This is a genomic window from Prevotella sp. C561, from assembly GCF_000224595.1.
GTDB lineage: Bacteria > Bacteroidota > Bacteroidia > Bacteroidales > Bacteroidaceae > Prevotella > Prevotella jejuni.
This window is the reverse complement of the sequence record NZ_JH114141.1, coordinates 20,654-39,680: the sequence shown is the minus strand read 5'-3', so window position 1 is coordinate 39,680 and position 19,027 is coordinate 20,654. Positions and strand designations below refer to the sequence as shown.

The window sequence follows — 19,027 nt, the reverse complement described above, 5'->3', positions numbered from 1 at the left end:
CAATAAATGAAGATAAGAAACATTGAATTAGCTGATATAAGCCGTTATCGAGGAGAGTTGATGGGATTGGCCATCATCTTCGTTATTCTTTTTCATGTGGGACTGCCACGTGAAGATGCCTTCTTTGGCTTGAAGAGAATGGGTAACATCGGTGTAGATTTCTTCCTCTTCTTGAGCGGTATGGGCTTGTGGTTCTCTTGGACAAAGCACCCTTCGCTGCGAAAGTTTTATCTTCGACGTTTCTTACGTGTCTATCCTACTTGGCTCTTCATGGCCTGTCTCTACTATATACCTGATTTCCTTAACATCAATCTCACAGGACATAGTGGGCACAGTATGAATATCATCGATCTCATCGGGGATATAACGATTAACTGGGACTTCTGGATGCACAACGAGCTAACGTTCTGGTATATCCCTGCTATCATGGTTTTCTATCTTGTGAGTCCTTTTTATATGATGCTTATTGCCAAGAATCCTATCTATCGATGGACTCCTGTCATCATGATAATGTGGTGTGTTGTGGTCGAATATATTACCCCTTTGCATGAAGCAGTGGGTCATTTAGAGATATTTTGGAGCCGTGCGCCCATCTTCTTTATAGGTATTAACATCGCAGAGGCGGTGAAACGGAAAGAAACAGTGGGTGGGTCGGCTATTTGGATGATAGTGATAACATTCGTTATCGCTCTTTCCTCTTGTCTGTTTCTTGAACAAGAAAAGCACGGACAGTTCCCCTTATTCCTTGAACGTATGCTTTATATCCCCCTTACGTTTACATCGATTATCCTCTTCAATCAAGTCCTTCATCATACACCAAAGTATATGAACAAAATACTAAAAGTCTTTGGTGCATTGAGTTTGGAACTTTATTTGATACATTCCCACTTCGTACTCGATTATCTTGAGCGGACTGATTGGTCTTATTGGCCTAAGTTTGTTGTGACGATTGTCCTCAGTCTGATATTTGCATGGCTCTTACAAACTATAATTAAAGGGATGATAACGCCCATAGAGAATAGAATAAAATGAAGAACCTTATACTGTTAATACGTCCACATCAGTGGATTAAGAATCTTATCGTCTTCCTTCCAGTCTTCTTTGGAGGTGCTTTACTGCAATGGGAAGCGGTTTACGCAGGATTTATCACAGTCCTGTCTTTTAGTCTGACGGCCTCATCTATCTATTGTCTGAACGATATTGTCGATGTTCATGACGACCGTCAACACCCTGTTAAGTGTCATCGTCCGATGGCCTCTGGTGCTGTAAGTATTGTTCAGGGATATATTCTGATGGGGTTGATGTTCGCTTTATCGATGATTTCGACCTTTTTGTTGCATGCACGTCAGGTTGAGACAGCCAGTGTGATAATCTTCTATTGGCTGTTAAATATAGGTTATTGCCTCCGTTTGAAGCGTTATGCAATTATTGACGTGTGTGTTGTTGCCTTCGGATTTGTTCTCCGTATCCTGGCAGGAGGATATGCAACAGACATTCATCTGAGTAAGTGGATTGTTCTGATGACATTCTTGTTAATGCTCTTCTTGTCCTTTGCAAAACGCCGTGACGATGTTGTGAAGATGAACGAGACAGGCCATGCACCTCGCCAGAATACGATTCGTTATAATCTTACGTTTATCAATCAAGCCATTACGATTACAGCGAGTGTCACTCTCGTGTGCTACATTATGTACACAGTAAGTCCTGAAACCATCGCTAATTTCCACACAGATCACCTTTATCTGACCAGTGTTTTTGTACTTTTAGGACTACTTCGTTATATCCAGATATCGGTTGTTGATAAGAAGAGTGGTGACCCAACGAAGGTGATGATACACGATCGTTTCATGCAGCTCATCGTCTTAGCCTTCGGACTTGCCTTCCTCTTTATTATTTATGTATTTAAGAATAGCCAATAAGAGATGAACAAGATATACGCTTTCGACTTCGATGGTACGCTAACAACCAAGGACACACTCATCGAGTTTATCCGCTTTTCAAAGGGGAGTGTGCGTCTGTTCTTGGGTTTCCTACTCTTTTCTCCTCTCCTTATATTAATGAAGCTTTATCTTTATCCTAATTGGAAGACTAAGCAAAGAGTCTTCTCTTGGTTCTTTAAGGGAATGAGCCTCTATAGTTTTAATCGGTTATGTGTTGACTTTGCCCAGCAGAACAAGCAGCTACTTCGGCCTGCTGGTATAAAGAAACTACAGCAAGCAGTACGGGACAAGGATAGCATAGTACTCATAATCAGTGCGAGTGTTGATAACTGGGTATGTCCTTTCTTCGATGAAATCGATAAAAAGATACAAGTGTTAGGTACTCAAATCGAAGTGGAAGGAGGATATCTTACTGGGCGGTTTATCACTAAAAACTGCTACGGACAAGAGAAAGTAAGTCGATTGAAGGAGCTCTATCCGCAACGTGAGTCTTATGAGTTGATTGCCTTTGGGGATAGTAGAGGAGATAAGGAGCTACTTGCCCATGCAGACAAAGCATATTATAAACCTTTTAGAGAGACGGAGTAAAGATGAGAAGCAGACAGGTGAAAGATAAGAAAAAGCTCGGTGAAATCGTGCGTTTTATCATTGTTGGGTCATTAGCTGCAGCCATTCAGTACGGTACTTATCTGTTGATGATATGCTGGTTACAGCCTCTCATTGCTAATACCATCGCTTACCTTGTTAGCTTCACATTCAATTATATTGCCTCAACGCGATACACCTTCCGTGTGAAGTCTACTACGAAGCGAGGATTAGGTTTTGTTTTCTCACATGTTATTAACTATGTCTTACAAAGTACTTTCCTACAACTTTTCCTTTGGTTAGGGCTTAGTAAGCAGTTAGCCTTAATTCCTATGTTTGCTATCTGTGTACCAATAAATTTCCTATTGGTGCGCTTTTTTCTACGTAGGAAGTAAGGATAAATTTCTTGATAGAACTGGTGAAGCGAGTGAAAGGAGGTGGCCTCCCCTCCTTTCTACAGCTGGTTCCTCCCTCAACCCCTCCCCAGCAGGCAAGGACGTAGTATGTGTGGTTACCCCTACTGGGCAAGCCTCACCCCCAACCCCTCTCCGAATGGAGAGGGGAGTAGTATGTGAGGTTACCCCTATTGGCCTGCTGAGAAATGGAGAAGAGACGCTAAACGCATGGATGACATACAGGGGTCTCTCGGTAATCACTCCCCTCTCCATTCGGAGAGGGGCTGGGGGTGAGGCCTCTTTTGGTTGTAAGGTTCTGTGAAATCGGTTGACTTAATGTCTCTGTGGGCATCTGTTTGTTCTGTTCTTCTGTGTTCTTCTGTGAGAGATAGAAAGTCCCTCTGTGAGAGAAAGAAATATCCTCCGTGAGTGATAGAATACTAACCATGTAAACAGAAAATGTCAAGATATTTTACAGGTTGTTCCCTTCTCTTTCCGAGAAAAGGCCGAGTATGCACCAAGAAGAGGCTCTTCTACGTTCAAGAATATGCCCTTCTTGCAGGTTAAAGACGCCCTTCTTGAAGCAAGAAGGGCGTCTTCTTTGTTGCTATTCGTAACGTGCTGATTTGTTGAAGGTTATATCTTCGGTTAGAGAAGATGTAATACGCTGGTCTTAGGGGCGTTTGTTCTGATTGCATATAATGATTTTTCATAGCACTGATTGTTATTTTAAAGTGTGGAGAAATTGCTGGAATAGGCGCATGGGAATATTAGAATCAGCTGTAAAGGACGATTAATTAACGCAGATAATTATAGTTTTTTTGAATCAAGTAAACACATGTCGATAAGGAGTAATGAGTACTAAGACCATGAATGTGAGAAGTGGAAAACCTCTTAGAAAAGACCACTCACTTGTATAGTCAAATACGCCATTGATTGCCGTAAGTGATAAAAGTTTTGCCTGACATTACCAAATTCTTTTGTTAAATGTGCTTTAATTCGTACCTTTGTACCAAATAATCAAAGCTACTCAATGCGCATATTTAATATTTTCAAGGTGAAGAAAGAAGAACGCTGGCTGGCTTTCGTCATGTTAGCAGTCTTTGTTACGTTCAATGCGATGGTGATTGCAAGCCACTATCACGTCTACACCATGGATGCACATGATGGTTTTTGGAGTATCTTTACCAAGAACTTTCGTATGTCAGGCTATGATTGTTGGTCATGGATAACGGTTTCGGGAGGGCGTATCCACTTCGTTACTTCACGTCATCCGTTGTATCTTACCTTCCTTTATCCGCTCTATCTGCTCAATGACTGGCTCATACAGAATGTAGGATATAACTTTGCTGTGTATTTCATGGCCGTTATTATCGTCTTTTCGGCCTTCTATGCAGTACTCTTCATGTACCGAGTTTTCCGAGAGGTATTGGAGTTGAGGCGCAAAGATGCAAGACTACTTACGTTGTTGTTATTCTCTTTTGGACACGTACTCATCCCAACCATGGTACCCGACCACTTTGTTATTTCTCTGATGTTGCTCTCTCTGACGCTTTACATCACGGGGAAGAAGATGAAGAAAGGACAATTACTAACCGCTTGGCAATCGTTGGTTCTGACTTTCTTCACGGCAGGAATGGCAACTTCAAATGGGGTGAAGACCCTGTTAGCAGGTTTGTTTACCAATGGAAAGAAGGTATTTACCTGTAAGTTTATTTCTATCGGAGTAGTCCTGCCATTGCTCTTGTTGCTCGGTATTCAACAGTCTCAATATTATCTTTTGGAGGTTCCACAGCAAGCAGTTGTGCGTCATATCGAAAGCGAAACGCTGAGGAAGAACCCGCAGAAGGTGCTCGAACACAAGAAACAAAGGGATGAATGGCAGCGAACACACCTTGGTCAGCCTGCTGGAGATGGGGTAATAACAAAGTTGATGGATGTCTCTACGCCACGTATTCCAACCATTGTAGAGAACTTCTTCGGTGAGTCCATTCAGCTTCATCAGCGTTCGTTTTTAAAAGATGTGTCGTGGGAACGTCCCATCTTCGTGGAGTACAACTGGAGTGTGAACTATATCATCGAGGCCTTTATAGTCCTCTTATTTATCGTAGGTATTGTGTTCAGCTATAAGCAGCGGTTCTTTAAAATGCTTTTAGCTTGGTTTGCTTGTGACCTCACCTTGCACCTCATCCTCGGATTTGCCGTCACTGAGGTGTATATAATGACCTCAGGATGGGCATTCATCATCCCCATCTCCTACGGTTACTTACTGAGACAATTATCGATGAAATGGCGAAAAGTGATGCGTGTGACGTTAATCATGCTAACCATCTACCTTTGGATTTACAATGCAGGACAGACATTCTATTACTTAATGTCGTAAGCTATGTGGATGACGTTTATTAAGATAAGAAAAGGCGAGCGCCTTTCGGTTTGTTTATTCCTCCTGTGGCAGCTCATCATGCACGCTACAGTGATTATTCCTTACTATTCGGTGTTCTCAAGAATATCAAAGGATTATCGGAAGAACTTCCTCGATTGGTTCCATGTGTCTGGCTTTGACCCACTCACTTATTGCGTTGTTACCGACTGGACAACTGCCTACGATGTGCATAGACACCCTTTGTTGGCTTTTTTCTACTATCCAGTCTATCTTATCAATCAGGGATTAATGAGCCTGTTGGGCATTAACTGTGTACAGTTCCTCGTTGCCATCGTCCTCCTCCTTAGTTCTCTTTATGCGTTTCTATTGATGATGCGAATAGGAAAGGAGCTTCTTCACCTCTCGCAACGAGAGTCTTCTGTACTCGCTTTCTTACTCTTCTCCTTCGCATACGTACTATTAGCAGCTATCTCTCCCGACCATTTCATTCTTTCGTTATTCCTCATTCTCTTAGTGATTTATGTGACAGGTAAGCAGATGACAGAGCATAAACCATTGAAGAGATGGCAGACGATAGTCTTCTTTATCCTTACTGCTGGCGTATCACTTAATAATGGGTTAAAGGTGTTATTAGCTGATCTTTTCTCAAGGGGGAAGCGTTTCTTTCATCCTAAGAACCTTATTCTTGTTGTCATCTTACCTGCTGCAGCAATCTGGAGCTTTGGTCTTTGGGAGTACAAAACGTTCGTTGCCGATAGTGTCAACACACGAAAGGCACACGAAAAGAAAGCTGTAAAGGACGAGAAGACCAAGATGTGGAAAGAGTTCAGCGATACTACGCATCTTAAAGACAGTCAACAACAGGCAGAAGCGTTTGCGTTACTATGGAAAAAGCACCGAAAGGCGCAGCTGAAGGCAAAGTATAGCGCACCACAATATGCTCATTCTGGTACGCCAGTGAGTAAACAACCGTTCTTGAACTGGACAGATGTGACTACTTCTCGCTGTGAGACACTCGTTGAGAACCTCTTTGGTGAGTCAATACAGTTGCACCAGAAGTACACGTTATGTGATGTTATTCGCGATCGCCCAGTCTTTGTTAGTTATAACTGGGTCGTAAACTATATTGTAGAAGGTCTTATCGTCTTACTCTTTTTAGGCGGAATCTGGGCTGGTAAACGTAGTAAGCTGATGTGGATGTGTTTGTCATTCTTCGCCCTTGACATGATACTTCATATAGGCTTAGGGTTTGGTATTAACGAGGTATATATAATGACTGCGCATTGGGCTTATGTCATACCGTTGTGTATAGGTTGCTTGATAAAGTCAATGAAAGGTGGGATTAGGCATGCTATCACCCTACTGACGGCCTTGATAGCTTTCTATCTCATTGTTTATAATAGTACGCTCGTCATCTTCACACTATAGTAAAGTTATGGAAAACAAAGCCTCTGTGTCAATAGTCCTCTGCACTTACAATGGTGAGAAATACGTGAGGGAGCAGATAGACTCACTGCTCGCTCAGTCTTATCCTATCCATGAGATTATCATTCAAGATGATGGTTCGACGGATCATACATGGGAGATACTACAAGCGTATGCGTCAAAACATGCTGTTATTCGTACTTTTAAGAATGAAGGCGAACATGGTGTTAATGCGAACTTTCTTTCTGCATTGCATCGTGCAACAGGTGATTACATTGCTATCTCCGACCAAGACGATATCTGGGAGAGGGATAAGATAGAGACACAGATGCGTTGTATAGGAGATAAGTTGCTATGTAGTGGACACTCACGCCCCTTCTCGACGGATGGTTCCTTTGCTTATTTCGACAACAGACCACGCAATGTGAATATTTTTCGAATGATGTTCTTAGGTCTACCGGGCCATACATTGTTATGTAAGCGAGCATTGATTAATCTCTTACCACCCCTCGAGAGTCCTATTTATAAGGTCACCCTTTACGATGCAGTATTGAGTATTATTGCCGCATCCTACGACAGTATCGTTTATTGTAATAAAGTGTTAGTGAACTTCCGACGCCATGCAGAGGCTACTACCTACAATGATTATAGTAGTAGTCTACCCTCATGGAGGAACGCTCTCACTGAGTTAACGTGGAGTCTGAACCATTATAAAGAGATACGCAAGAAGGTTGTTCCCATCTTTCAAGGTAAGCTTATGCTGATGGAGGGCTTACATTCAAATATAGCCGATTTCATCGAAGCCCGAGAAGCAATGCGAATGGAGACCAAGCAGGGCGTCTTTGCTTTCTTACGTTTACAATATCTACTAACGAAGAACTATAAGAAGCTCTTTCATACATCAGGTGGTGGACCTATTAAGCTACTTCGTGCTATGCTTTATCCTATCATGCAGTTGTACATGTACCACTAAGATTAATGCTATTATCCTTTCTTACGATGAAAGTAATTGAGACATTCCTTTAGTGTTTGCGAACCTCCCATCTTCATTACGATATAATAGAGTAGGGCTGCCAAGACGACTCTCGTCAGTAAAAGCAGTAGAAGACTCTGTATCCACATGGTAATAAGATAGGTAGAAATCATTACCGCAACAGATGTTAATAGATAAGGGTAAATATCCTTAAGGATATCTATGAGGCGTATGCCAATCTCTTTATGTGCAAAGAACTGCCACACACCCAACCAAAGAACAGTAATAACTGTATAGACACTCACCATGAAGACGATTCCTTGTTGGTAACATAGGATAATGAGTCCTACCTGTGCTACGATTAATAAGATCGTACACCACATGTAAACAGCAGACTTACCTCGACTAAGGATGAGGTTTTGATACATTGTATAAAAAGGTAGGAAAGCCCCGCTAATACAAAGAATACGCAACAAAGGAATACTCTCTATCCATTTATCTGAAATAAGAAGAATGATAAATTCGTGCGATATCATCGCTAATCCGAACATAGCGGGAAAGACCAAAAAGGCGGTAAAACGCATCATTTTTCTAAACACATTTACTTGCCTTTTGAGGTCATTATTCACCTCTACCAATACCGGTTGCGCTACTTGTGACACTGTTCCTGAGACAAACGTGCTTGCCATTGTGTCCCACTTGAAGGCTTGAGAGAAGTTGCCCACCACCTTTGCAGAATATAAACGACCGAAGATAAAGGTTAGAATGTTTTGGCTAATTGTATTGATGATGGTCGTTACGAGTATCTTATAACTAAAAGGAAACATCCTCTTGACGGGCTTGAAATCGATGTGAAATGAGGGACGCCAAGGAATGATAAAGAAGCGCCAAAGACTCGTGAGGGTGATATAAAGCAGTTGCTGCCAGGCCAAACTCCAATAGGCATAACCCTTTAAGGCTAACACGATACCCACCACTCCTGAGATGATAAGACTTGTGATACGCAGAAGGGCTGTCTCTTTTACCATCATGTTCTTAAATAGATAAGCTGCGGGAACAGTTCCTAATGATGAGAACAAAAGGGATGCGAAAAGGAAACGAGATAGGTTGATAAGCTCTGTGTGGTGGAAGAAGTTGGCTATTAAAGGTGCTGAAAAGAATAGTACGCTATAGGATACCCACCCCATGATAGCGCTAAACCAGAATACAGAGTTATAGTCATTGTCAGTGGGATGTTCCATGTTTGCAAGTGCTGTAGTAAATCCACTTTCCTGCAATGCCCCTGCAATCGCTGTAAAAACAGCTAACATCCCCACTAAACCATAGTCTGATGGTGTGAGTAGGCGAGCTAAGAATATACCGATAACAATATTCAGTAGCTGCATTGTACCATTGTTCAATGCACCCCAAAAGAGCCCTTTGGCTGTTTTTTCCTTTAGTGTTTCTTTTTCCATTCTGTTTGTATCTCTGTGATACGTAGTCACTTTTTTCTTTTGTGAAGTGCCTCTCTGCTTGTCTGCCGTTGCGTTTTTTTCCCTCGCACTAACATCCTTTTTGAAGCACTTTATTGGTCTTTGTGATAGCGAGTCCCCCTTTCCTTTGCTCCTATCTTTTTATGTTTACCTTATATAACTTGCAAATGTAGCGTTTTTCTTTGGAAATGCCAAATATCATAACCTTTGTAATGTATTCCTGAGAGGATGGTCGAACGATCCCGATGAGGGCGTTTTTTCAGAAAGATGAGAGGGTGAAGTCTACCCTAAGAGGGGCATAAAATGATTACACAAACCCCTAATTTAGTTTTAAATTCATTTGCTGTCATATTTAACATTTGCGGTAAGAGGCTAAGAAACAGCGGGTTATCTACCTTCAATACATGACAGGAATGACAGGAAAATTAGTTTTAATAAAATCGCTTGTTATCGTGAGTTAGACAGCTGCCTACTGTTTCTGTTGTTTTAGGAAGGCTTCGATGGCTGTAGTACTATTCAATTTCTTCGTGTCAATTCCGTAGCGTTCGCTTTGATAAACTTCACGATGAAAAGGCCCGAAAACCTCGTCTATCCGTATGAAGTCAGTATTTGTAGCGAGGAAACCATAAAGGATAGTAACCCGATAATGGGTGTCCTCGTACACAATCTCGTTGCTTTTGTCGAATAGCGGTGATATCCAAAGATAAAAGAGTTGTAGTGCAATGATAAGTGGGACGGTCATCCACGTGCTTGTGTACAAACATCCTATACTGGCATTACCCTCTTCTTCCCATTTCCGTTTGATATATCGTATGAGAAAGAAGAGTATCAACCAAGGTAATGTGCAAACAATCAAGGTGTTTGCATCGCTCCATAATTTCCAAGGTGATATCCAATTGAATATCAGCCATAACAGTTCTGCCCACATCAAGTAGCTTAATGCGCTTCGAACCTTCCTATAGATATTGTGCTGTTGTGTACACATTTCGTATAATGATTTCGTACTGTTGGGAGTTCATGATGGTCTTTTGTCAGCAGAGAGAATGAGTGTCTCTGCTGATGTTAGCTGTAAAAGCTGTGCTGGATGAGCACCTTTCTGACGGTAGAGAACCTGTATAAATGTTAGCGTTTAACGCTCTTACAATAGGAGGAAACAGTCTCGAAAAAGCTGATATATAACCCACAATAAATCAGCGTGTTATGAATAGCGTTTGAGAATATGCCCTTCTTGCCTCAAGAAGGGCGTCTTCTTGCCCCTTGAAAGGCATGTTCTTGAACATTGAAGGGCCTCTTCTTGTTTCAAGTCTATCCTCGTGGCGGTTCTTCCCGCTACTTATCCCTCATAGGATGTGGAGTAATCACCGCCAGTCTCTCATACTATCTGTTTGTATGTTTAACGTTCTTATGCCCTATATTAGTATCTTTGTAGGGAAAACTCTGTGATATTTTCTCTCATAGAAGATATTTCTTTTTCTCACAGAGTTACACAGAAGAACAGAACACACAGCATTCCACAGAGACATTAAGTCAACCGATTTCACAGAACGTTACAGCCAATCTTAGTTGAAAGGCCTCTGTGATATCTGTATGCCGGAGGCGTTCTGTGAGTTCGAAACGTTGGTTGAAATGTTCTGTTAAATCTGTGAGTTCTGTGAGAGAAAAAACTCTCCAGCGAGTTGTTTGTGTGTTATCTCATAGAGAGGGTGCGTTCTATTTCTCACAGATTTACACAGAAGAACAGAATACACAGGGCTTAAAGCAAGTGGTACCACCTCTCCCTTTGTGACCTCTCGGCCGTGCATATATATGTATATTGGTTTTAATAACAATATTGAAGGATAAGTTTTTATAGAGAGAGAAGGTGAAGTCATATTCTTTTATTATCTTTGCAACAAGTATAATAACGGAAGATGAAAGAAACTTTCAACACAGGAGAGACACAAGAAAGCCTCCGACAGGAATATAACCCAGACGGCTCTGTGCTACGACAGGCACAGTTGAGGCTACTCGATATGGCTATCTATCTGCAAGAGACAGCGAAGAAGATAGGTGTTCCTTGCCGTCTTGATGGGGGAAATGTGTTAGGGGCAATGCGCCATGGAGGGTTTATTCCTTGGGATGACGACATTGATATGGTTGTAGACTATAAGGATTTCAAACGTCTCTGTGACTATCTGAAGGCGCATCCACACCCTCAATTCGTCTTACAAGACAACGATACCGACCCTGGTTTCTATAAGGAATGGGCTTGTCTACGTGACTTAAAGAGCGAGAACAGGAGTCATGATAATCAGCAGAGTGCTGACCGAAGAATGCACGAGGCGCAGAAATTTAGAGGACTCCATGTAGACATCTTCCCCTATGAGGGTAACATGATTCCTTGGTTGCAGCGTTTGGCAGCCAAGCTATCGGTCAATGTGAATACAAAGTTAGCTGGTCGTTACCCTCAGTTGGCGCAAATGGGTTATAAGTTCCTACATGTCATCGTCTTTCCAGTGTTCCGCTTTATAGGGAAACTATTCGGTAATCCCGACCTCTATATGCACTCTTACGGTGCATGGTTTTATGAGCAGAACCCGCGTCGTTGCATGATACCACATAAAGACATCGTCTTTGAAGGTCATACCTTTGAAGGGCCAGCCGATGCCGATGAGTTATGTCGTATCGCCTATGGGAACTACATGGACTTACCACCAAGGGACAAGCGTGATAGACACAAGATAGATGTTGTCTTTAAGTAGTAGGATAGTGTAGTAATGTAGGTATTAGTAGCCAGTGATATCTCTATCTTCAAAATAACAATTAACCAAATATAAGTATGAACATAGCAGTAATCTTTGCAGGAGGTTCTGGACTACGTATGCACACGAAGTCGCGCCCTAAGCAGTTTCTTGACCTAAACGGAAAGCCGATAATCATCTATACATTAGAGTTGTTTGACAACCACACAGATATAGATGCTATCGTTGTAGCATGTATTGAAAGCTGGATTCCTTTCCTTGAGAAGCAGCTCCGTAAGTTTGAGATTAATAAGGTAGTGAAGATTATACCAGGTGGAAAGTCTGGACAGGAGTCTATCTACAAGGGACTCTGTGCTGCAGAGGAATATGCACAGAGCAAGGGTGTAAGCAATGAAGAGACAACCGTTCTTATTCATGATGGTGTTCGTCCGCTGATAACAGAAGAGACAATAACGGATAACATCAAGAAAGTAGAAGAGGTCGGGAGTTGTATCACTTGTATCCCAGCAACAGAAACACTTATCGTGAAGCAGGCTGACGATGCTTTGGAGATTCCTTCACGTGCCGATTCGTTCATTGCTCGTGCACCACAGAGTTTCCGTTTGGTCGATATAATAACTGCTCATCGACGCTCCTTGGAGGAAGGAAAAGCCGATTTCATCGATTCTTGTACGATGATGAGCCACTATGGGTATAAGTTAGGGACGATTATCGGACCGATGGAGAATATTAAGATTACAACCCCAACAGACTTTTTTGTGCTGCGTGCGATGGTGAAGGTGCATGAGGATCAGCAGATATTCGGATTGTAAAGGTGTTGTTATGTGTCGATGGAATGGGGAATTTTATAACTTTATAGGGTAAGGATGAAGGAAAGAATACTAAAAGAAGATATAAGCTATTTTGCTGATACGTTTCCTTTCTCAGCAGCATTGGAAGGGAAGACGATAGCTGTAACGGGAGCAACAGGCTTGTTGGGCGCGTGTATGGTACGTTGCCTGTTGGCTCTACACACAGAAAAAGGTATCAACTTACACGTGGTGGCTGTTGTAAGGAACGTGCAGAGAGCAGAGAGAATGTTTGGTCAGGCAAGCGATGAAATCAGCTATTATTCCTACGACTTCTCTTGTGTTGAACCATTTACACCCACGAAAAAGATAGACTATCTCTTCCACTTTGCTGCCCCGACAGCTTCAAAAGATTTTGTTGAACACCCTGTAGAGACGATGAATACCGTCTATGGGGGTATGCAAAACCTATTGTCTTACGCCCATCAGAATGGAGTAAGTTCGATGGTGTTAGCCTCAACGTTAGAAGTATATGGTACTGTCACTGACGACCGACGCCCACTTACGGAAGACATGCAGGGCTATCTTGACCCAATGGCAACTCGTAGCAGTTATCCGTTAGCAAAGAGAGCTGCCGAGGCATTGTGCCATAATTATGCAGACGAGTATGGTGTCCACGTGAAGGTGGCACGTTTGGCACAGACTTTCGGTGCTGGTGTGAATGGTAATGACAATCGGGTCTTTGCACAGTTTGCACGCAGTGTTATGAAGAATGAGGATATCATCCTACATACGATAGGCGAGCTCAGTCGTTGCTATTGCTATACGATAGATGCCGTTACGGCAATGCTGTATATTCTCTTGCATGGTAAGGATGGCGAGGCATACAATGTAGCAAACGAAGACACTTATATCTCTATCCGTGAGATGGCAGAGTTGGTTGCATCAACGTTTAATCCTCAGAAAGTGAAGGTGGTGATACAGCCACAAGAGGGCTTAGGATATTCACCAACAACCAAGCTCAGACTTGCCACACAGCGTATTCAGGAGTTAGGATGGAAACCTCATTATGGGTTAAAGGAGATGTTCCGTCGACTCATCCTTTCAATGGAGGAAGAGCAGGTATGAGTAGTTTTCTACAACGGATAAGAGAGAGTCTCTTCCATGTCTACGACCGAAAAGACTTGCGAAGATGGGAGGGCGACCCGAAGAATGAACTGCCTATCTATGGTGTTTATCATGTCATGTTAGACACTGGATGGGAGCCATTGGTGAGAAGGCAGATAGATAATCTGCGTAAGAGCGGTCTGCTGGATGCGACAACGACTTTCTACGTGAGTTGTATAGCTGGCAATCAAGCAGATGTGGAATGTTTGAAGCGTATTATCAATAGTGATAAGCTCGTGATAATATCTAATGTCACCGATCCTAAGCGGTATGAGTATCCTGCTTTAGAGTTTATTAAGCAACTGTCTGAAAAGGAGGATTGTCTCTTCTATTACTTCCATACGAAGGGCATCTCTTACCAGTCGCTAACCTCTAACGACCGTCTCTTTCGTTCTTTTAAGCAGAAGATAGAGGCTTGGAGAGAGATGTTAGAATATTTCATCTTTGATAAGTGGAAGGTTGCCGTGAATGTTCTGAATGAAGGATACGATACTTATAGCTGTTATCGATGGCCACCACGCAACTACACCATGTATTCTGGTAGTTTCTGGTGGGCTAAGTCGGCTTATATAAGGACCCTCCCAGCATTTGACAAAGCCGTTATCTCTACCAATCGCTTCTATTCCGAAGTATGGCTTTTTGAGCGGAGTCATCGACAGTTCTCGGCATTCGACACAATAGCCGACCTCTATTTCGTAAGGATTCCACGTTCTATCTATACGGATGAGCAGCCAAAATGGCTTGATAAGGTTTGTTTCTCGTTTACCTATAATATGCGGAAAATAGAAAAGCATATCTTCAAATACAATTATAAGAAACGGTGTCAGAAACGTTTCCAGAAACTCAAGAATGAGATATAATATAAGGTGATGGATTGTTTAGAGAGATGTGTTCTCACGCAATCCTCCTCGTTCTTGATAAGTATTCTTTTATTTATAAGCTCTTAGGGCTGGGGACTGATAAGTGTCCCCAGCCCTCTTGTTTGTTATTCTTCCTTATTATCTCTATTTGATATGAAAATGATTTTCCTGTCATATCAGTCATGTCTTGTGTGCTCCTAATACCTTGATAATCAAAAGATATCCTTCAAATGTTAAAATGACAGCAACTAAAACTAAAATTAAATTAGGGTAATAGGAGTGTTTGTCTTCCTTATTTAAATAGGTAATAGCAGTCGCTTTTCGAGGTGAACTACTTTTGTTCTTAGTATCATGACATTTGTATATAAGGCGAGCAAGAGTTAGTAAGATTATTTGTAAGTGTAAATAATATTCATAATCGTAATTTTTACGGGTCAACTTAACTTTGATTAGGAGTGCTTAACTAAAAGGGCAATAATAAAGAAGGAAAGGAAAATTAAACGAATAAAAAGGAAATTTATAACAATTATTCGATAATCTTCTTATAAGCGGTTTGCTTTAACTTTGCAATACTAAAATTAAGATATCTCCACATAGGTGTCAGGACAAAAATATTCAAGCACGCTGAGGCGGCCTAATAACTCAAAGTTCTACTCCGTGAGAGTCTTTCTAACGACTGGAAGATGGCTATCCGTTGTACAGTGTGTCTGGGTAATGATTGGTATATATATAATTATGTGACATCATCGCAAGACTCAAAGCTTTTGATAAAGACCCCTTTTGAATAGAGAAGGAAAAGATATATCAAATAATTAAAACTAAAGACGAAAAATGAAGAAAATTAAATTCCTTTTGTTCGTACTGCTTGCATTGCTGTATGTGTCTAATGCAAACGCATTGATAGTGAACGACACTTTCACTCGGGATGGTAACACGTACAGGGTTACTACGATGGATGAGGCTCATGATGGCATCCCCAAAACTTACAATGTGGCGTTCGTATCATCTACTAACACTACAGTAAACATTCCTGCAACTGTTGCGGACCCTAATAACCAGTACACTTTTAATGTAACGGCTATTGCTAATAACAGTACAGTTCCTAATGCTACATCTGTCACGATGCCTAACACTATCGTATCGATTGAGGCTAATGCGTTTAAGGGTGGTCATATCACAAGTATCACAATACCAAAATCTGTCACTGAAATCAAAAGTGGTGCTTTCGGTCAGATAAGCCACCTTACAGCAATTAACGTTGATGCTGCGAACCCAAACTTCCGCTCTGATAATGGTGTACTCATCGAGAAGAAGGATTCAAAAGAGTGGGTAGCTGCATATCCTTTGGCAAGACCTGATGCAGAATATACAGTGCCAGAAGGTGTTTATGGTGTATACACAAATGCTTTTCAACGTGCATCTTACCTAACAAAAATTACTTTACCAGCTTCGTTAAAGGAATCACCTTCAACAGCAGAGTTCAATGGTTATACAAGTGCTCAGAACCTTAGAGAGATTGCTGTTGCTGCTGGTAACACGGCATTTAAGTCTGTTGATGGTGTCCTCTTGTCGGCTGATGGTAAAAAGTTGATTGCTTATCCAAATGGGAAAGCAGGTTCTCCTTCAACTAATCCAGCTTATCAAGGTGTGACAGGGCAGCCTAACGCAAGTGTTTATAAGATTCCAGATGGTGTGGAGTCTATAGAGCAAGCAGCCTTCGCACAGGTTAATGGACTTACAGCTATCGAATTGAATGGTGTAAAGAAACTCGCTAAAGGAGCTTTTGACAAGGCTGTTAAATTAAGAAATGTATTGCTTGGTCCTTCTGTTGATACGATAGAAGATGGAGCTTTCGGTGGTAATAATGACCTCGCTGCCTTTGATGTAGACCCAGCAAACCCTAATTATGCAGCTGATAATGGGGTCATTTACACAAAGAATAAGGAGGAACTTGTGTTGTTCCCTGCCGGTAAGGCTGGTGAATATACTACTTTACCAACCACAAAGAAGATTCGTAACAGAGCTTTTTACTATGCTCAAAAGGTAACCAAGGTGACCTTCAATAGTAATCTTGAGATAATTGATAATGATGCTTTCCAAGCAACTACAAAATTAGCGAACATTACTTTTGAAGCACCAGCTAAGATTAAGACAATCGGTACGTTTGCCTTCCAAGGCTCAGGACTAACCGAACTTAACATACCAGCATCACTAGAAGTTGTTAGTTGGAGTGCCTTTGGCTCAACTAAATTAAAGAAGGTTACCGTTGCAGATGGTTCACAGTTACAATCCATTAATGAGGGTGCTTTCAATGGTTGTAAGGACCTTGAAGAGTTTACCTTTGAGGGTTCTTCTACCTTGAATAAGATTCAGAAAGATGCTTTTAGTGGCGATGATAAATTGAAGAGCTTTGTTATTCCAGAGAAGGTTACTGTTCTTGAGAGAGGAGCTTTCAATGGTGCTTCTGGCTTGGAGACTATCACCTTCAAGCAACCTGCTACGATGACAGTTATCGGTGAAGGCGCATTCCAATATGCAAAAGCATTAAAGAGAATAGAGCTTCCAAGTACTGTTACAACGATTAGTAAGGATGCTTTCAATACTTGTTCGAGCTTGACGGAGGTTGTCATCCCAGCAAGTGTGACCACAATAGACGCTACAGGCTTCCAAGAATGTGCTAAACTTGAGAAATTTACAGTAGATAAGAACAATACCGTTTACTCCAGTGTAGATGGCTTCTTATTGAGTAAAGATAAGAAGACATTAGTATCATTCCCTCCAGCAAAGGCCAATACCTATTATACAATGTTGCCTCCAACTATCGAGACAATCGGTAAGCAAGCATTCTATTTCGTACAGGCTCTTGAGAACGTAACAATCCCAGAGAAGGTAAAGAAGATTGAAGACTTCGCCTTCGACCGTGTTGGTAATTTGAATACGATTGCTTTCTTAGGTAAGACTCCTATTACTGATGTTGCAGCATCAGCATTCAATCCTGCTAATGTAGATAAGACTAAGATAGACCTTAGTGTACGTAAAGATGCTAAAGCAGCATTTGATAGTGATCCGTTATGGAGTCAGTTCCGTACCAGAGGTGTCTCTTTCTTCAAAGAAACTAATGGTGCTGGCAATGGTACAACAGAATACTTCCCATTGTCAAAGAAGGCTGTAATGATTGTTGGTACACAAGCAGACGTCTATACATACGTCGTAAAACCAACCGTAATAGATGACAATAACAACACATACGAGGTACGCCTTTGGGGCGACTATGCAATGAATGACAACACAACTAATATACAGGAGGTTGTCTTTAAGAATACACTTGATTATGTAGGTCTCGATGCCTTCAAGAAGAGTAATGGTACTTCAAGTGTTAAGCGTATCTACTTCACCGCTACTGAGCCTACAAAGGATATGAGTGTAACCAAGTGGGAATACTTTGACAACTTAGGTAACTATACCCAGAAGGAGTTTGAACCAAGCCTCAAGGTCTATGTAAAGAAGTCTGCTGAGAATGCTTATAAGACTGCTACTGGTTGGTCTCGTTATGCAGGGCAGACATCTTATAAGATACCTGGTGAGATTAATATAGCACATTGGTATGGTACTTTCGCACGTGAGTTTGATGCTGATCTCGGTATCTATGCACGTGAAAACAATGAAGCAGGACGCATTGGTGCTTTCATTACGCAGACTGCTGGTATGTCAACAGAGACAGATGCTACTGGTGTACAGACTACTAAGTTCATCATGAAGAGTATTAATTATGGTAATACTCACGTAACAGACTATGATTATGTACCTGCAGAAACAGGTGTGTTACTGGAGAGCCGTAGTGGAGCAAGTACTCCTGCAGACTTCTACTATGCTATCGGTGAGAAGGACAATGTTACATATAGTCTTTCAAATAATATCATGGAAGGTGTGACGGTGAAGGATACAAAGAAGCAGTCATCTACTTCTGACCCAATCTTCGCAATGACAACTGCTGGTATCTTTAAGCCTCTCAAGATAGGAACTGACCGTACGATCCCTGTTCATAAGGCTGTTGCTCGTCCAAAGGTAACTTTGTCTGCTTCTGCAAAGGTAATGTTTGTCTTTGACGATGGTGAGGATCATAACATTGTAAATGCTATCGAAACAGTAGAGAACAACAATGTCGTAGACAATAATGTTTATTATAACTTACAGGGCCAGCGTGTAGAGAACCCACAACATGGTGTGTTCATCCACAATGGTAAGAAGGTAGTATTGAAGTAAGAATAATCTAAGATGCTTTTATGTTGTAGGGGATG

At 41.6% G+C, this 19,027-nt stretch carries 14 protein-coding genes; 12 read left to right on the top strand and 2 right to left on the bottom strand.

All coding sequences use genetic code 11. From position 1 onward, the window contains the following. Nucleotides 1-6 precede the first annotated feature (6 nt). The 7 genes from HMPREF0666_RS03120 to HMPREF0666_RS03090 all read left to right on the top strand — a co-directional run bounded on the left by HMPREF0666_RS03120 (nucleotide 7) and on the right by HMPREF0666_RS03090 (nucleotide 7,701). Complete coding sequence (locus HMPREF0666_RS03120; RefSeq protein WP_009010861.1) at nucleotides 7-1,032, top strand: acyltransferase; 1,026 nt, start codon at nucleotides 7-9, stop codon at nucleotides 1,030-1,032. Then, on the top strand, nucleotides 1,029-1,919 hold the full coding sequence (locus HMPREF0666_RS03115; protein ID WP_009010860.1) for a decaprenyl-phosphate phosphoribosyltransferase: 891 nt from the start codon (nucleotides 1,029-1,031) through the stop codon (nucleotides 1,917-1,919). Before HMPREF0666_RS03120 ends, HMPREF0666_RS03115 begins: the two co-directional genes overlap by 4 nt. Before the next feature lie 3 nt (nucleotides 1,920-1,922). Continuing rightward, nucleotides 1,923-2,528 carry an HAD family hydrolase gene (locus HMPREF0666_RS03110; protein ID WP_009010859.1) on the top strand — a complete coding sequence of 202 codons (606 nt, stop codon included), beginning with the start codon at nucleotides 1,923-1,925 and terminating at the stop codon, nucleotides 2,526-2,528. A 2-nt stretch (nucleotides 2,529-2,530) separates the two neighbouring features. Beyond that, on the top strand, nucleotides 2,531-2,920 hold the full coding sequence (locus HMPREF0666_RS03105) for a GtrA family protein (RefSeq protein WP_009010858.1): 390 nt from the start codon (nucleotides 2,531-2,533) through the stop codon (nucleotides 2,918-2,920). Nucleotides 2,921-3,953: 1,033 nt separating this feature from the next. Beyond that, nucleotides 3,954-5,303, top strand: coding sequence for a DUF6080 domain-containing protein (locus tag HMPREF0666_RS03100; RefSeq protein WP_009010857.1), 1,350 nt, complete (start codon nucleotides 3,954-3,956; stop codon nucleotides 5,301-5,303). Nucleotides 5,304-5,306: 3 nt separating this feature from the next. Then, nucleotides 5,307-6,731 carry a DUF6080 domain-containing protein gene (locus HMPREF0666_RS03095; RefSeq protein ID WP_009010856.1) on the top strand — a complete coding sequence of 475 codons (1,425 nt, stop codon included), beginning with the start codon at nucleotides 5,307-5,309 and terminating at the stop codon, nucleotides 6,729-6,731. 7 nt (nucleotides 6,732-6,738) lie between these two features. After that, nucleotides 6,739-7,701 (top strand): glycosyltransferase, encoded by a 963-nt coding sequence (locus HMPREF0666_RS03090; RefSeq protein WP_009010855.1) that lies wholly within the window; start codon nucleotides 6,739-6,741, stop codon nucleotides 7,699-7,701. A gap of 11 nt (nucleotides 7,702-7,712) precedes the next feature. On the opposite strand, the gene HMPREF0666_RS03085 is transcribed toward HMPREF0666_RS03090, so the two are convergent. Then, nucleotides 7,713-9,155: a lipopolysaccharide biosynthesis protein gene (locus HMPREF0666_RS03085; RefSeq protein WP_009010854.1), complete on the bottom strand. Its 1,443-nt coding sequence runs from the start codon at nucleotides 9,153-9,155 to the stop codon at nucleotides 7,713-7,715. A gap of 487 nt (nucleotides 9,156-9,642) precedes the next feature. After that, nucleotides 9,643-10,158 (bottom strand): hypothetical protein, encoded by a 516-nt coding sequence (locus HMPREF0666_RS03080; RefSeq protein ID WP_009010853.1) that lies wholly within the window; start codon nucleotides 10,156-10,158, stop codon nucleotides 9,643-9,645. 925 nt (nucleotides 10,159-11,083) lie between these two features. Here HMPREF0666_RS03080 and HMPREF0666_RS03075 point away from each other — a divergent pair. The 5 genes from HMPREF0666_RS03075 to HMPREF0666_RS03055 all read left to right on the top strand — a co-directional run bounded on the left by HMPREF0666_RS03075 (nucleotide 11,084) and on the right by HMPREF0666_RS03055 (nucleotide 18,992). Beyond that, nucleotides 11,084-11,914 carry a phosphorylcholine transferase LicD gene (locus HMPREF0666_RS03075; RefSeq protein ID WP_009010851.1) on the top strand — a complete coding sequence of 277 codons (831 nt, stop codon included), beginning with the start codon at nucleotides 11,084-11,086 and terminating at the stop codon, nucleotides 11,912-11,914. Between the two features lie 77 nt (nucleotides 11,915-11,991). Further along, entirely contained in the window at nucleotides 11,992-12,726 is a 735-nt protein-coding gene (locus HMPREF0666_RS03070; protein WP_009010850.1) for a 2-C-methyl-D-erythritol 4-phosphate cytidylyltransferase, read from the top strand. A gap of 54 nt (nucleotides 12,727-12,780) precedes the next feature. Then, a complete protein-coding gene (locus HMPREF0666_RS03065) occupies nucleotides 12,781-13,830 on the top strand; it encodes an NAD(P)-dependent oxidoreductase (protein WP_009010849.1) in 1,050 nt (349 codons plus the stop codon). Next, nucleotides 13,827-14,729 carry a hypothetical protein gene (locus HMPREF0666_RS03060; RefSeq protein ID WP_009010848.1) on the top strand — a complete coding sequence of 301 codons (903 nt, stop codon included), beginning with the start codon at nucleotides 13,827-13,829 and terminating at the stop codon, nucleotides 14,727-14,729. Before HMPREF0666_RS03065 ends, HMPREF0666_RS03060 begins: the two co-directional genes overlap by 4 nt. A gap of 831 nt (nucleotides 14,730-15,560) precedes the next feature. Further along, nucleotides 15,561-18,992 (top strand): leucine-rich repeat domain-containing protein, encoded by a 3,432-nt coding sequence (locus tag HMPREF0666_RS03055; protein ID WP_009010847.1) that lies wholly within the window; start codon nucleotides 15,561-15,563, stop codon nucleotides 18,990-18,992. Nucleotides 18,993-19,027 lie beyond the last annotated feature (35 nt).